The organism is Cupriavidus pauculus, from assembly GCF_022179805.1.
GTDB classification, from domain to species: Bacteria; Pseudomonadota; Gammaproteobacteria; order Burkholderiales; family Burkholderiaceae; genus Cupriavidus; species Cupriavidus pauculus_E.
The window spans coordinates 430,714-445,712 of record NZ_BPUO01000006.1 but is presented as its reverse complement, the minus strand read 5'-3'; the positions used below and the strand labels follow the sequence as shown (position 1 = coordinate 445,712).

The window sequence follows — 14,999 nt, the reverse complement described above, 5'->3', positions numbered from 1 at the left end:
AGATGACACGCAAGTATTTCGGGACGGATGGTGTACGGGGCAGGGTTGGCGAAACGCCGATCACGCCCGATTTCGTGATGCGGCTGGGCTATGCCGCAGGCAAGGTGCTGGCGCTGGGGCAGAAGACGTCGCAGGGACGGCCGACCGTGCTGATCGGCAAGGACACGCGGGTTTCCGGCTATATGCTGGAAGCCGCGCTCGAAGCTGGCTTCACGGCGGCGGGCGTGAACGTGCAGCTGACCGGTCCGCTGCCGACCCCGGCCATCGCCTACCTGACACGCGCACTGCGCCTGGCGGCCGGTGTGGTGATTTCCGCCAGCCATAACCCGTACTACGACAACGGCATCAAGTTCTTCTCGGCCTCGGGCGACAAGCTGCCCGACGAAGTCGAGGCAAAGATCGAGTCGCTGCTGGACGAGCCGATGACCTGCGTGCGCTCGGAAGACCTGGGCCGCGCCAAGCGCATCGACGATGCCGCGGGCCGCTACATCGAGTTCTGCAAGAGTACGTTCCCGTATGAGCAGGACCTGCACGGGCTGCGCGTGGTGGTGGACTGCGCGCACGGCGCGGCTTACCACATCGCGCCGCACGTGTTCCATGAACTCGGCGCGGAAGTGATTCCGATTGGCAACCAGCCCGATGGCCGCAATATCAACGCCGGCTACGGTGCCACCGCGCCGGAAAAGCTGGTGGAAGCCGTGCGTGCGCATCGCGCTGACCTGGGTCTGGCGTTCGACGGCGACGCCGACCGCCTGCAGGTGGTTGACGCGCAAGGCCGGCTCTACAACGGTGACGAACTGCTGTACCTGATCGTGCGCGACCGCCAGGCGTCGGGCCAGCAGGTGGAGGGTGCCGTCGGCACGCTGATGACGAACATGGCCGTGGAACTGGCCCTGCAGCGCCTGGGCGTGGAATTCGTGCGGGCCAAGGTGGGCGACCGCTACGTGCTGGAAGAGCTGAACAAGCGTGGCTGGCAGCTGGGCGGCGAGGGCTCCGGCCACTTGCTTTGCCTGGACCGCCATACCACCGGCGACGGCATCGTGTCGGCGCTGCAGGTGCTGGCGGCGCTGCGCCGCAGCGGCAAGACGCTGGCGCAACTGCTGGAAGGCGTGAGTCTGTTCCCGCAGACGCTGATCAACGTGCGCGTGGAAAAGGGCTTCGACTGGCAGGGCCATGCCGGTCTGAAGGCTGCGCTGGAGAAGGTGGAGCCGGAACTCGAAGGCCGCGGCCGCGTGCTGATCCGTGCCTCGGGCACCGAGCCGGTGGTGCGCGTGATGGTGGAAGCCGAGCAGGTGGAAACCGCCGAACGCTCGGCCCAGACGCTGGCCAACGCGCTGCGCGCCTGATCGATGGCTTGAGGGCGCCGTCAGGCGCTCTTGGGTACCCGCCCGAAACGCCGTGGTCAACCGCCACGGCGTTTTTTCATTCATAAATTGCAATTAACTGACATGCACGACGCGTCCGCGTGACGAAAGCATGGCTGGCACAGGAGTGGCGATTAAAGCACGGCGATAAGACGATTTTGTGACGCGAGGGGGAATATCGGCCATTTGGCTGGTTGTTTGAAGAAGATTTCGCGATGTCATGGAACTGTCATACAAGCGGCATAAAGTTCGCCTTGTCAAAAATTTGTCATTCCCAACCAATGTTCTCTGGAGGACATATGAAGCTGGTCAAGACTGCCGTAGCAGGCATCGTGTCGATGGTGGTAGCGGGCACTGCGTTCGCGGCGGAAATTACCGGTGCAGGCGCTTCTTTCCCGGCGCCCGTGTATTCCAAATGGGCGGACGCCTACCAAAAAGCAACGGGTAACAAGGTCAACTATCAATCCATCGGTTCGTCGGGCGGCATCAAGCAGATCAACGCCAAGACGGTCGATTTCGGCGCTTCGGATGCTCCCCTGAAGGACGACGAACTGGCCAAGGGCAACCTGATCCAGTTCCCGACGGTGATCGGCGGCGTGGTGCCGGTGATCAACCTGCAAGGCGTGAAGCCGGGCGAGCTGACCATCACGGGCGACGTGCTGGCCAACATCTACCTGGGCAAGATCAAGAAGTGGGACGATCCCGCGATCAAGGCCCTGAACCCGAAGGCCCATCTGCCGAGCCAGGACATCCTGCCGGTGCGCCGCGCCGACGGCTCGGGCACGACGTTCATCTTCACGAACTACCTGTCGAAGGTGTCGGCTGACTGGAAGGGCTCGGTTGGCGAAGGCACGACCGTGAACTGGCCGGGTGGCGGCACGGGCGGCAAGGGCAACGAAGGCGTGGCCGCTTTCGTGCAACGCCTGAATGGCGCTATCGGCTACGTCGAGTACGCCTACGCCAAGCAGAACAAGATGACGTACCTGACGATGAAGAACTCGGCGGGCGAAGTGGTGCAGCCTAGCGACGACGCCTTCAAGGCCGCCGCCGCCGGCGCCGACTGGACCAAGTCGTTCTACCAGATCCTGACGAACCAGGCTGGCAAGGGCGCATGGCCGATCGCTGGCGCAACCTTCATCCTGCTGCACAAGACGCAAGAGAAGGCTGCACAGGGCCAGGAAGTGCTGAAGTTCTTCGACTGGGCGTACAAGAGCGGTGGCGCAATGGCCACGGACCTCGACTACGTGCCGCTGCCGGAACCGGTCGTGAACCAGATCCGCGCCACGTGGAAGCAAAGCGTCAAGGATGGTTCGGGCAAGTCCCTGTTCTAAGCTGAAAGCAGTACCGAAGTACGGCCTGTCGCGCCCGCCCCTAGGGGGCCCGCGTGACGGGGCTGCGGTGGCCCTTGCGCCACCGCAGCACATGTTCCACCTACGGATTCCATCATGGCGACTACGTCCGATCTTCCCGCCGTCCGGCCCCCCAGCCGCCTTGGCGACATCCTGTTCGGCGGCCTGACCCGCGGCGCCGCCATCATTACGCTGATGCTGCTGGGCGGCATCATCGTGTCGCTCGCCATCAGCGCGTGGCCCTCGATCAAGCAATTCGGCCTGTCCTTCCTGTGGACCGCCGAGTGGGATCCGCCCGCCGACGTGTACGGCGCGCTCGTGCCGATCTACGGCACGCTGGTCACCTCGCTGATCGCCCTCATCATCGCCGTGCCGGTCAGCTTCGGCATCGCACTGTTCCTGACCGAGCTGTCGCCCGCCTGGCTGCGCCGTCCGCTCGGCACCGCCATCGAACTGCTTGCCGCCGTGCCGTCCATCGTCTACGGCATGTGGGGCCTGCTCGTGTTCGCGCCGATCTTCGGCGAGTATTTCCAGAAGCCGCTGTCGAACACCGTGGGCCAACTGCCCGTGATCGGCAAGCTGTTCCAGGGCGCGCCGCTGGGCATCGGCCTGCTGTGCGCGGGTGTGATCCTGGCGATCATGATCATCCCGTACATCGCTTCGGTCATGCGCGACGTGTTCGAAGTCACGCCCGTGCTGCTCAAGGAATCGGCCTACGGCATCGGCTGCACGACCTGGGAAGTGATGTGGCGCGTGGTGCTGCCCTATACGCGTGCCGGTGTGATCGGCGGCGTCATGCTCGGCCTGGGCCGCGCACTGGGCGAAACCATGGCCGTCACGTTCGTGATCGGCAACACCAACCTGCTGGACAACGTGTCGCTGTTCTCGCCGGGCAACAGCATCACCTCGGCGCTCGCCAACGAGTTCGCCGAAGCTGGTGCCGGCCTGCACACCGCCGCGCTGATGGAACTGGGCCTGATCCTGTTCTTCATCACGTTCGTGGTGCTGGCCCTGTCCAAGATCCTGCTGCTGCGCCTTGCAAAGAATGAGGGTGGCAAATGAACCAAGCCAGTCAAGCCGTGTCAACTTCGTCCATTCCCGCCGTCCGCCCCGACTCCGAGGCCGTCCGCACCCGGCTCCAGGGCTCGCGCCGACGCACCAACGCGTTTGCCCTGACTGCCTCGCTGGGCGCCATGGTGTTTGGCCTGTTCTGGCTCGCGTGGATTCTCTGGACCACCATCTCGCTGGGCGTGGGTGGCCTGTCGATCGACCTGTTCACGCAGATGACCCCGGCGCCGAACACCGCCGGTGGCGGTCTGGCCAACGCGATCTTCGGCAGCTTCGTGCTGGTGGGCATGGCCACGCTGCTGGGTACGCCGCTGGGCATCCTGGCCGGCATCTACCTGGCCGAGTACGGGCAGAAGTCGCCGCTGGCCAGCCTCATCCGCTTCATCAACGACATCCTGCTGTCGGCACCGTCCATCGTGATCGGCCTGTTCGTCTACGCGCTGGTGGTGACCCGCATGGGCCATTTCTCGGGCTGGGCGGGCGTGTGCGCGCTGGCGCTTCTGCAGATTCCGATCGTCGTGCGTACCACCGAGAACATGCTGAACCTGGTGCCCAACGCACTGCGTGAGGCAGCGGTTGCACTGGGCACGCCGAAGTGGAAGATGGTGATGTCGATCACGGTCAAGTCGTCGTACGCGGGCATCGTGACCGGCGTGCTGCTGGCCGTGGCCCGTATCGCCGGCGAAACCGCGCCGCTGCTGTTCACCGCGCTGTCCAACCAGTTCTGGAGCGCTGACCTGAACAAGCCGATGGCCAACCTGCCCGTGACGATTTTCCGGTTCGCCATGAGCCCGTTCACGGAATGGCAGCAACTGGCCTGGGCCGGTGTGTTCCTGATTACCGTCGGTGTGCTTGCGCTGAATATCGTCGCACGCATGCTGTTCAAGAAATAAGCGGCGCCACGCATCACGCCTGACCTGACTACCGAATTCAAGCGAGACATCAGCATGACCTCTACCGTCATCGATATTCCCGATACCGTGCGCGCCAAGATCGACGTCCGGAACCTGAACTTTTACTACAATCAGTTCCACGCGCTGAAGAACATCAACATGTCGATCCCGGACCGCAAGGTCACGGCGTTCATCGGCCCGTCCGGCTGTGGCAAGTCCACGCTGCTGCGCACGTTCAACAAGATGTTCGCGCTGTACCCGGAGCAACGCGCCGAGGGCGAGATCAACATGGACGGCGAGAACCTGCTCGCCAGCAAGCAGGACATTTCCCTGCTGCGCGCCAAGGTGGGCATGGTGTTCCAGAAGCCGACCCCGTTCCCGATGTCGATCTATGACAATATCGCGTTCGGCGTGCGTCTGTTCGAAAAGCTGTCGCGCTCGGAAATGGACGACCGCGTGGAGTGGGCCCTGTCGAAGGCCGCGCTCTGGAACGAGGCCAAGGACAAGCTGCACCAGTCGGGCTACGGCCTGTCGGGCGGCCAGCAACAGCGCCTGTGCATCGCGCGTGGCATTGCCATCCGCCCTGAAGTGCTGCTGCTGGACGAACCGTGCTCGGCGCTGGACCCGATTTCCACGGGCCGCATCGAGGAGCTGATCGCCGAGCTCAAGGATGAATACACGGTCGTGATCGTCACGCACAACATGCAGCAGGCTGCCCGCTGCTCGGACTACACGGCCTACATGTACCTTGGCGAGCTGATCGAATTCGGCGAGACCGAGAAGATCTTCATCAAGCCGCACCGCAAGGAAACCGAAGACTACATTACCGGCCGCTTCGGCTAAGCCGCGGTGGCACTGCAGGACATATCCAGCATTCGGAAAGCGGCCAGGAGAACATCATGACTGACAAGCACCTGTCGACCCAGTTCGACGCCGACCTCAACGCGATCAACACCAAGCTGCTGCAGATGGGCGGCCTGGTGGAATCGCAGATCGAACTGGCCATGCGCGCGCTGGCCGACTTCGATGGCGACATGGCCGACCAGGTCATGGTCCGCGAGCAGCAACTGAACGCGCTCGAAGTGGAGATCGATGCCGACTGCGGCAACATCATCGCGCGCCGCCAGCCCACCGCCCGCGACCTGCGCCTGGTGATGGCGATCTCGAAGACGATCACCAACCTCGAGCGTGCCGGTGACGAGGCCGAGAAGATCGCCAAGCGGACCAAGCACATCATGGAAGATGCGGCCGCGCACAACATCAACTACGCCGAGGTGAAGCTGTCCGGCGAGATGGCGATCAACCTGCTGCGCCAGGCCCTGGACGCGTTCGCGCGCCTGGACACGGTGGCGGCAGCCCGCATCGTCAAGGACGACAAGGCCATCGACGAGGAATTCCGTGCCTTCGTGCGCAAGCTGATCACGTACATGATGGAAGACCCGCGCACGATCTCGGTGGCGCTGGACTTCCTGTTCATCGCCAAGGCCGTCGAGCGCATCGGCGACCACGCGAAGAACATTGCCGAATTCATCATCTACATCGTGAAGGGCACGGATGTACGCCATGCCTCACGCGAAGACATGGAGCGCGAAGCGTTAAGCTGAACAACGCGCCAGCACTGATATAGCGGAGAAAAAACTACATGCCGAGCAGTATTCTCGTTGTCGAGGACGAACCGGCGATCGCTGAGCTGATCGCCGTCAATCTCCAGCACGCGGGGCACTATCCAATTCGCGCGTACAACGCCGAGCAGGCGTTGTCGCTGATGAGCGACGTCCTGCCAGACCTCGTTCTGCTGGACTGGATGCTCCCGGGCAAGTCGGGTGCCACCTTCGCCAAGGAACTGCGTACCAACGACCGCACCAAGCAGATCCCGATCATCATGCTCACCGCGCGCAGCGAAGAGCAGGACAAGGTCATGGGTCTGGAAGCCGGTGCGGACGACTACGTGACCAAGCCGTTCTCGCCCAAGGAACTGCTGGCCCGCATCAAGGCCGTGCTGCGCCGTCGTGCGCCGCAGCTGACCGACGACGTGGTGGCCATCAACGGCCTGCGGCTGGATCCCGCCACGCATCGCGTAACGGGCCAGGACGACAGCGGTCCGATCAAGCTGGACCTGGGACCGACTGAGTTCCGCTTGCTGCACTTCCTGATGACGCATCCGGAGCGCGTGCACAGCCGGTCCCAGTTGCTGGACCAGGTCTGGGGCGATCACGTGTTCGTGGAAGAGCGTACCGTGGACGTGCACATCAAGCGTCTGCGTGCCGCGCTGACCCCTGGCGGATATAGCAACATGATCGAAACCGTGCGTGGCAGCGGCTATCGCCTGGCGCGATCGCCCAACCATTGACGGCACCGGGCCGGCGGCGGAGCAGCGGGGCCGTGCCGGCCAATGACGGATAATGCTGGATGCGCGCTGCGGCGCGCGTTGTGGCAGACTCTGTCGCAACAAGGCGCCCCAGTCTGAATTTCTTCTACACCTCGCATGAATGTCATCTGGGCCCGCTCCGCGGCCATCCTCGCTGGTCTTGCGATCGTCGCCTCGGGCCTGTACGCCGTGGCCGGCGCCGTTCCCGGCCTGCTGTTCCTTTCCATCTCGCTGCTCCTGCTGCTGGGCTACTACCTGTTCCAGATCAACCGTCTCTGGCGGGTGCTCGACGCGCCGGCGTATGGTGAGATCCCAAGCGCACTTGGTCTGTGGGGCGAGGTCTATTACCGGCTGCACCGGCTGGTCAAGCGCTGGCGCACCCAGGTGCTGCAGGTCGAGCAGCAGCACACGCGCTTCATCCAGGCCATCCAGGCGTCGCCGTACGGGGTGCTGATGCTCGACGATGCCGACCAGATCGAGTGGTGCAATGGGGTGGCCGAGCAGCATTTCGGGCTGAACGCGCGGCGCGATGTGCGCCAGCGCATTACCCATCTGATCCGCCGGCCGGAGTTCATCCACTACCTGACGCGCGAGCGCTATGACGAGCCGCTGGTGATGCGGGACATGGGCGAGCACAAGCGCAGCATCACGTCGGTGCAGATCCTGCCGTACGGCGAAAGCCGCAAGCTGGTGCTGACGCAGGACATCACCAAGGTGGAGAACACCGAGTCGATGCGGCGCGATTTCGTGGCTAACGTCTCGCACGAGCTGAAGACGCCGCTGACGGTGCTGACCGGCTTCCTGGAGACGGTGCGGGACCTGCCCGTGTCCGAGGAAGACCGTAAGCGCTACGTCGACCTGATGCTGGTGCAATCGATGCGCATGCAGCATATCGTCGAGGACCTGCTGGCGCTGGCCAAGCTGGAATCCGACGCGCAGCCGCCTTCGCACGATCACGTCGATGTGGCGGGTCTGGCGGCGCATCTGGTGCACGATGCCGAGGCGCTGTCGCAGGGCCGGCACGACATCGAGACCGAGATCGATACCGCGGTGGTGCTGCGCGGGGCGGAGGGCGAGTTGCTGTCGGCGCTGGGCAACCTAGTGTCGAACGCGGTGCGCTACACGCCGGACGGCGGACGCATCGCCATTCGCATGACCTTCACCGACGGCCATTCGGTGTTCTCGGTCAGCGATACCGGCCTGGGGGTTGCCCCTGAACACATTCCGCGCCTGACCGAGCGTTTCTACCGCGTGGACCGCAGCCGTTCACGCGATACCGGCGGCACCGGCCTGGGCTTGGCCATCGTCAAGCACGTGCTGTCGCGCCATCACGCCGACCTGCGCGTGACCAGCGAGGTGGGCCGTGGCAGCACGTTCCGCATCGTATTCCCGGTGGACCGCAGCGGCTACGATGCCGATGCGTCGCGCCACGCGGCGTAACCCGGCATAACTCGGCATAACTCCATATAACGCGTAACGCATCCCCATTCCCGTGAACACGGGAGAGGGGGATGCATTCACCGCGCTTTCACGTCCCGAATTTCAGCAGCAGTTCCTGCTGGCTGACGCGCTGCAGCTTGGCGCGCGAGGGTTTGCGCGTGTAGCTGCCGTCCGGCTCCATGATCCATGCCGATGCGTTGTCGTGCAGGTGCACCTGCAAACCTTCCTTGATCACGCGGGCCTTCAGCGAGCGGTCCAGTATCGGGAAGGCGACCTCCACCCGACGGAACAGGTTGCGGTCCATCCAGTCGGCACTGGACAGGTAGAGCACGTCCTCGCCCGCCGCGTGAAAGTAGTACACGCGATGGTGTTCCAGGAACCGGCCGACGATGGAGCGCACCGAGATGTTGTCCGACAGTCCCGGCACGCCGGCCCGCAAGGCACAGACGCCGCGCACGATCAGGTCGATCTTCACCCCCGCACGCGATGCCTTGTACAGCTCGTCGATGATGGTCGGCTCCAGCAGCGCGTTCATCTTGGCGATGATGCGTGCCCGCTTGCCGTTGCGCGCGTTGCGGGCTTCGGCGCGGATATGCTCCACCAGGTTGCTGTGCATCGTGAACGGTGACTGCCACAGGTGGTTCAGCCGGATCGTGCCGGCCGTGCCCGTCAGCAGCTGGAACACGTGGTGTACGTCCTCGCAGACCTGCTCGTTGGCGGTGAGCAGGCCAAAGTCCGTGTACAGCCGTGCCGTGCGCGGATGATAGTTGCCGGTGCCCAGATGGACGTAGCGGCGCAGGACCGCGTTCTTGACCTTGAGGCTGGCGGGCTCGCGCCGCACGATCAGCAGCATCTTGGCGTGGCACTTGTGACCCACCACGCCGTAGACCACATGGGCGCCGGCGGACTCCAGCCGCTCGGCCCAGTTGATGTTGGTTTCCTCGTCGAAGCGCGCCAGCAGCTCCACCACCACGGTCACTTCCTTGCCGTTGCGGGCGGCCGTCATCAGCGCTTCCATCACGGCAGATTCGTTGCCGGTGCGATAGACGGTCTGCTTGACTGCCACGACGTTCGGATCAGTCGCGGCGGCCTGCAGCAGGTCCAGCACCGAGGCAAAGCTCTCGTACGGATGGTGCAGCAGCACGTCGCGCTGACGGATCACGTCGAACATGTTCGCGCCGGACGCCAGCGCCTTGACCGGCGCGGGCACGTGCGGCGGGTACTTGAGGGCAGGGCGGTCCACCAGGTCGGGAATCTGCATCAGTCGCACCAGGTTCACCGGGCCGCTGACGCGGTACAGGTCCTGTTCAGTCAGGCCCGATTCCAGCAGCAGGCGGCGCGATAGCGCCGGCGGCGTATCCGACGAGATTTCCAGGCGCACCATGTCGCCAAAGTGACGTGTAGGCAATTCGCCCTGCAGCGCTTCGCGCAGGTCGGTGATTTCGTCCTCGGAAACGAACAGGTCGGAGTTGCGTGTGACGCGGAACTGGTAGCAGCCCTGCACCTCGATGGCGGGGAACAGTTCATGCACAAACGCCTGCATGAACGACGACAGCATCACGAACCCGAACGGATACCCCGACAGCTTTTCGGGCATGCGCACCACGCGCGGTAGCGCGCGCGGGGCCTGCACGATAGCCAGGTCGGCGTCGCGGCCAAAGGCGTCCTTGCCCGACAGCTCGATCACGAAGTTCAGGCTCTTGTTGAGCACGCGCGGGAACGGGTGTGCGGGATCCAGCGCGATCGGCGTCAGTACCGGGCCCAGTTCACGCACGAAGAAATCGCGCGCCCAGTCGCGCTGCGCATCGGTCCAGGTGCTGGTCAGGTGAAAAAACACGCCTTCTTTTTCGAGGGCGGGGAAAATCACGTTCTGCAGCATGTCATACTGCGATGCCACGAGCCGCTGCGTGCGCTCGGTGACAAGCTGGTAGGTCTGCTGGAACGAGAGACCGTCGGGCGTCAAGCCCGATGCGTTGTCTCGCATCTGCTCCTTCAGGCCAGCCATCCGGATTTCGAAGAACTCGTCCAGGTTGCTGGAAACGATGCAGATGAACTTCAGCCGTTCCAGCAACGGGACATTGGGGTCGGCGGCCTGCGCAAGAACGCGCGCGTTGAATTCCAGAATGCCCAGCTCACGGTTCCAGAGCGAGCCAGGCGGCGTCGTCGACATGTCTATGACCTTATTTTGGCGATGATGCGACTTTTTCATAGATCCGTGTCATTTTGATGACACTTTGATTTTGTCATGATGCCGACATGACTGGGACATAATCTTTCGGGTTTGGCCCGTCCCGGGGCCGATCCCGCGTAACACTGACGCAATGACACAAAATCCCCGCTTGCTGGCCGCCGTCGACATGGGCTCCAACAGCTTCCGCCTGATGATCGGGCGGGTGGATGAAACGCCCACGGCCTCCGGCCCCGCCAGCCAGATCTTCCAGGTCGACGCCTTGCGCGAACCGGTCAGGCTGGCCGCCGGCCTGACGCCGGACAAATACCTGGACCAGCCCGCGCGCCGTCGCGGCGTCGATGCACTGCGCCGCTTTGGCGACCGCCTGCGCGACTTCGCGCCAGAACAGGTGCGCGCGGTAGCCACCAACACGCTGCGCGTGGCCAAGAATGCTTCGGACTTCCTGATCGAGGCCGAAGCCGCGCTCGGGTTCCCGATCGAAGTGATCGCCGGCCGCGAAGAAGCGCGCCTGATCTATCTGGGGGCCTCGCATGACGCGCCGGCCTGCCAGGGCAACCGACTGGTCGTCGATATCGGTGGCGGCTCTACCGAGTTCATCATTGGCAGCGGCTATCAGTCGAAGCTGATGGAAAGCCTTTACATCGGTTGCGTATCGCATAGCCGCCAGTTCTTTCCGAGCGGCAATGTCGACGAATATGCGATGAAGCAGGCCGAGCTGGCGGCGCGTCGGGAAATCCAGGTGCTGGTGCGCCAGTACAAGGCCGCTGGCTGGCAGCAGGCCGTGGGTTCGTCGGGCACGGCGCGCGCGCTGGCCGAGTTGATCGAACTCAACGGCATGAACGACAGTACGTCCGAGCACGGCATTACGCGGGAAGGGCTGGAGCGCCTGAAGCGGGCGCTGGTCAAGGCCGAGAACACGAACCGGGTGAAGCTGACCGGCCTCAAGGCCGACCGGATTCCCGTGCTGCCCGGCGGCCTGTCGATCATGCTGGGCGTGTTTGCCGAACTCGATATCGACCGGATGGACGTTACCGATGGCGCGTTGCGGCTGGGGGTCTTGTATGACCTGCTCGGACGCAGCCACCACGAGGACATGCGTACCGTCACCGTCGACCAGTTCATGCGCCGCTACAGCGTGGACCGCGCGCAGGCGACGCGGGTGGGGCAGGCCGCGCGCAATCTACTGGCGCAGTTCCCCGAACCGCCGCGCAACGAGCGTCGCGACGACAATCTCGCGCTGCTGGGTTGGGCTGCCAGCCTGCATGAAATCGGCATGACGATTTCGCACAGCGGCTATCACAAGCACTCCGCCTATATCGCCACGCACGCCGACATGCCGGGGTTCTCGAAGACCGACCAGGCGCGGCTGGCCACGCTGTTGCTGGGGCATGCGGGCAAGCTCGGCAAGCTGTCCGGCAGCGGCAAGTTCGTGGACTGGCGCATGCTGTTCAGCCTGCGGCTGGCCTTTGTACTATGCCGCCGGCGCGGCGACATGAAGCTGCCCGAGATTCGGATCCGGCAGCGTTCGGATGAACTCGACGAAGGTTTCGAGGTACGCGTGCCCAAGGCATGGATCGACGAGAATCCGCTCGTGGAATACAGCCTCGCGCAGGAAGCCGACGAATGGGAGCGGGTGGGCAAGCGTTACAAGGTGGTGTACGTCTGATATCGGCTGGCCAATGACGGCCGGCCAATGAAAAAGGCGACTCTGTGGAGTCGCCTTTTTTTCGTTTGCAGTTACCGGATCAAAGGGCCGTTTCGTCCGGTGTCAGGGAGCTGTCGCTGGGTCCTTCAGGCCGATTGCAGGCCGAGGAAGTGCCGGGCGTAGCGCGGGTTCATGTCACGCACGCGCAGCAGCGTCAGGAAGTCGGCAACGTTGAAGTCGGGGTCCCAGGCGGGCAGGCCGCAAATCTTGGCGCCCAGTCGCAGGTAACCCTTGATCAGCGCGGGCGGTTCCACGTCGAGCGTCTGGTTCAGGTCGTCGACGGGCAGCGGCACGCGCGGGAAGGCGTGGTATTCGATCGGAGCCAGCGACTTTTCCGCGAACTGGCGGTAGAGGCTGGCCGCATAGTGGCCACCGTCGCTCATCGGCACGCTGGCGCAGCCCAGCATCGACTCCAGGTTGTAGCGCTGCAGGTATTCACCCAGGCCACCCCACAGGGCCATGATCACGCTGCCCGAGCGGTAGTCGCGGTGCACGCACGAGCGGCCCAGTTCCAGCATCTTCGGGCGCAGGTGAGCCAGGCGAACGAGGTCGAATTCGGATTCGGCGTACAGGCAGCCAATGCGCTTGGCCTGGTGCGGGGGCAGAACCCGGTAGGTGCCCACGACCTTGAGGGTTTCCTGATCGCGCACGATCAGGTGGTCGCAATAGGCATCGAACATGTCGACGTCGGTCTCCGTGGCCGACGATTGCAGTCGTGCGCCCATTTCCTCGGCGAAGACCTTGTAGCGCAGACGCTGCGCCTCGGCTACTTCGTCCTGGTGACGTGCCCACGCCACGCTGAAAGCAGGTGCCGGAGCTTGAACTTGGGTTTGGTGTTGTGCTGGCTGACGAGGAAGACGCCTCCGCGCCGACTGGCCAGTCAGGCCAGTGGGCAAGGAGTCGAAAAGCGGCTGTGTAGGCGTCGGTAGATCTCGCATCAGTGTGTCCTTTCGGTGACGAAACGGCTTCGAAACAATGTAGAGAGGCCGGGTGACAGCGCCGTGAACCGATGATGACGGTTCGGTGACTGACACAACATCGTCGCGGGCGCAAGCCTTAACCTTAGGGCAGGCTTACGTTGGAGCACATCGCTGATCGCCGAAAAGTGACGAATCAATGGCGTATTTGTGACAAGCGCAGCGCGGTTGCCACGCCATCCGCCGCAAAAACGTCTCAGAGAAAATCGGACTGGATGACTGCGCGCAATACGACTTGCGCTTCGTTCTCGCGGGTGCGGCCGGCCAGCCACCAGATGCCGCTTTTCTTCACGCTCCAGGGCATTTCCTGGCCCGCCATCAGAAGGCTGACCAGTTGTCCTATCCAGGGCTGATGGCCAACCACCACGGTGTGGTCGTGACCCTGCGGCCAGTCGATGGCGGCAAGCACGGCGCCAACGTCGGCACCAGGCGCGAGGTCATCGAGGATTTCGGCGTTTCCAGACAAGGCGGACGCAGTTTCCCGGGTGCGCAGGGCAGGGCTGCAGACCACGCGATAGTCGGCCGGCAGGTGGGCGCGCAGCCAGGCAGCGGATGTTTCGGCTTGCTTGCGGCCGCGTCGCGTCAATGGGCGCTGCAGATCCGCGCTGCGCGAGATGCTCAGCGCCGCTGGCAGGTCTTCTGCTTCGGCGTGGCGCCACAGGATCAGATTCATGATTGGCAGGGGCTTCGTCGAGCCTTGAGTATGGTGACGCACGGCGCAAGCCGCAAGCGAGCCGCCGCCGGGCGCCAAAAAACAAAACGGGCTATCCAGTGGGCAAGGCCCACGGATAGCCCGTCAGTGTCGGCAGTGCCAATGTCACCCGCGTGACAGCGGGGCATCGGCCACGTGCGGCGAACTCAGGACTTGTGGCGGAAGTTGATACGGCCCTTGGTCAGGTCGTACGGCGACATTTCCAGGGTGACGCGGTCGCCGGCCAAAATGCGGATGCGGTGCTTCTGCATCTTGCCCGAAGCGTATGCCCAGATTTCCACGCCGTTTTCCAGCGTCACGCGATAACGGTTGTCGGGCAGGGCTTCCGACACCACGCCGCCAAATTCAATGAGTTCTTCCTTAGCCAATCTGTTTTCCTTTTTGGCAGCCTGCAAAGGCTGCGTTGAGTTACTGAGTATCCTGTGAACGCCCGGTCGCGCGCATCCACGCTTTGCCGCCCATGCGGCAACCGCGCGATACGCATTTCCGGAAGCAAGCTGACGGGCTTGGCGGAACGGCAAGCCAGGCGGGTCAGAGAATCGAGTAGGGGCGCGGATGACCCTGACGATTGCCTTGCCACATTGCGGTTGCGCGGGCGTCTGGCGCAGCCATGTACATCACGGGGACAGCGGGCAAGGTGTTTCCGGGGCCGGCAACGCTGCCGCCATGCCACATACAGGATCATGTGGGGCGGGCCGGCGGATAATCCAGTGCGCCAGGCGGCGCTTTCCCGGTTAACAGGGCATGCTCAGACACCCCGAACTGACGCGCGATTGTAGCACGATCACTATGTGTTCGCAGTCGCAGCATCGGCATTCAACCAGTTGCGCAATCGCCATCTGCATGGGGCTGTCGCCGTTGTGCGATGCCACAAAAAGTGCGGCCAGATCGCGGTGGAGACGGCCAAGCAGATTGCAAAGAAAAAGGGCTCA

General features: G+C 63.7%; 13 protein-coding genes. 9 read left to right on the top strand and 4 right to left on the bottom strand.

Annotation, left to right across the window (positions count from 1 at the left end):
• Positions 1 to 2 precede the first annotated feature (2 nt).
• The 8 genes from glmM to phoR all read left to right on the top strand — a co-directional run bounded on the left by glmM (position 3) and on the right by phoR (position 8,482).
• Entirely contained in the window at positions 3 to 1,346 is a 1,344-nt protein-coding gene (glmM, locus tag MFF62_RS15090; RefSeq protein WP_238263920.1) for a phosphoglucosamine mutase, read from the top strand.
• Positions 1,347 to 1,663: 317 nt separating this feature from the next.
• A complete protein-coding gene (pstS, locus tag MFF62_RS15085) occupies positions 1,664 to 2,695 on the top strand; it encodes a phosphate ABC transporter substrate-binding protein PstS (RefSeq protein WP_238263919.1) in 1,032 nt (343 codons plus the stop codon).
• Positions 2,696 to 2,809: 114 nt separating this feature from the next.
• Complete coding sequence (pstC, locus tag MFF62_RS15080; RefSeq protein ID WP_238263918.1) at positions 2,810 to 3,775, top strand: phosphate ABC transporter permease PstC; 966 nt, start codon at positions 2,810 to 2,812, stop codon at positions 3,773 to 3,775.
• Positions 3,772 to 4,674, top strand: a complete 903-nt coding sequence (gene pstA / locus MFF62_RS15075) for a phosphate ABC transporter permease PstA (RefSeq protein WP_238263917.1) — start codon at positions 3,772 to 3,774, stop codon at positions 4,672 to 4,674. Before pstC ends, pstA begins: the two co-directional genes overlap by 4 nt.
• A gap of 54 nt (positions 4,675 to 4,728) precedes the next feature.
• Complete coding sequence (pstB, locus tag MFF62_RS15070; protein WP_101683007.1) at positions 4,729 to 5,517, top strand: phosphate ABC transporter ATP-binding protein PstB; 789 nt, start codon at positions 4,729 to 4,731, stop codon at positions 5,515 to 5,517.
• Positions 5,518 to 5,573: 56 nt separating this feature from the next.
• On the top strand, positions 5,574 to 6,278 hold the full coding sequence (gene phoU / locus MFF62_RS15065) for a phosphate signaling complex protein PhoU (RefSeq protein WP_238263916.1): 705 nt from the start codon (positions 5,574 to 5,576) through the stop codon (positions 6,276 to 6,278).
• A gap of 38 nt (positions 6,279 to 6,316) precedes the next feature.
• Positions 6,317 to 7,024 carry a phosphate regulon transcriptional regulator PhoB gene (gene phoB / locus MFF62_RS15060; protein WP_238263915.1) on the top strand — a complete coding sequence of 236 codons (708 nt, stop codon included), beginning with the start codon at positions 6,317 to 6,319 and terminating at the stop codon, positions 7,022 to 7,024.
• Between the two features lie 135 nt (positions 7,025 to 7,159).
• Positions 7,160 to 8,482 carry a phosphate regulon sensor histidine kinase PhoR gene (phoR, locus tag MFF62_RS15055; protein ID WP_238263914.1) on the top strand — a complete coding sequence of 441 codons (1,323 nt, stop codon included), beginning with the start codon at positions 7,160 to 7,162 and terminating at the stop codon, positions 8,480 to 8,482.
• 88 nt (positions 8,483 to 8,570) lie between these two features.
• Here phoR and ppk1 read toward each other — a convergent pair whose 3' ends face one another.
• Positions 8,571 to 10,691 (bottom strand): polyphosphate kinase 1, encoded by a 2,121-nt coding sequence (gene ppk1 / locus MFF62_RS15050; RefSeq protein ID WP_283205346.1) that lies wholly within the window; start codon positions 10,689 to 10,691, stop codon positions 8,571 to 8,573.
• Between the two features lie 112 nt (positions 10,692 to 10,803).
• Between ppk1 and ppx the strand changes: the two genes are divergently transcribed.
• On the top strand, positions 10,804 to 12,339 hold the full coding sequence (gene ppx / locus MFF62_RS15045; RefSeq protein ID WP_238263912.1) for an exopolyphosphatase: 1,536 nt from the start codon (positions 10,804 to 10,806) through the stop codon (positions 12,337 to 12,339).
• A 125-nt stretch (positions 12,340 to 12,464) separates the two neighbouring features.
• Here ppx and MFF62_RS15040 read toward each other — a convergent pair whose 3' ends face one another.
• From MFF62_RS15040 to infA, 3 genes are all read right to left on the bottom strand, one after another.
• Positions 12,465 to 13,316 carry a GNAT family N-acetyltransferase gene (locus MFF62_RS15040; RefSeq protein WP_238263911.1) on the bottom strand — a complete coding sequence of 284 codons (852 nt, stop codon included), beginning with the start codon at positions 13,314 to 13,316 and terminating at the stop codon, positions 12,465 to 12,467.
• Between the two features lie 235 nt (positions 13,317 to 13,551).
• Positions 13,552 to 14,028 carry a SixA phosphatase family protein gene (locus MFF62_RS15035; RefSeq protein WP_238263910.1) on the bottom strand — a complete coding sequence of 159 codons (477 nt, stop codon included), beginning with the start codon at positions 14,026 to 14,028 and terminating at the stop codon, positions 13,552 to 13,554.
• Between the two features lie 185 nt (positions 14,029 to 14,213).
• Positions 14,214 to 14,435: a translation initiation factor IF-1 gene (gene infA, locus MFF62_RS15030; protein ID WP_008641674.1), complete on the bottom strand. Its 222-nt coding sequence runs from the start codon at positions 14,433 to 14,435 to the stop codon at positions 14,214 to 14,216.
• Positions 14,436 to 14,999 lie beyond the last annotated feature (564 nt).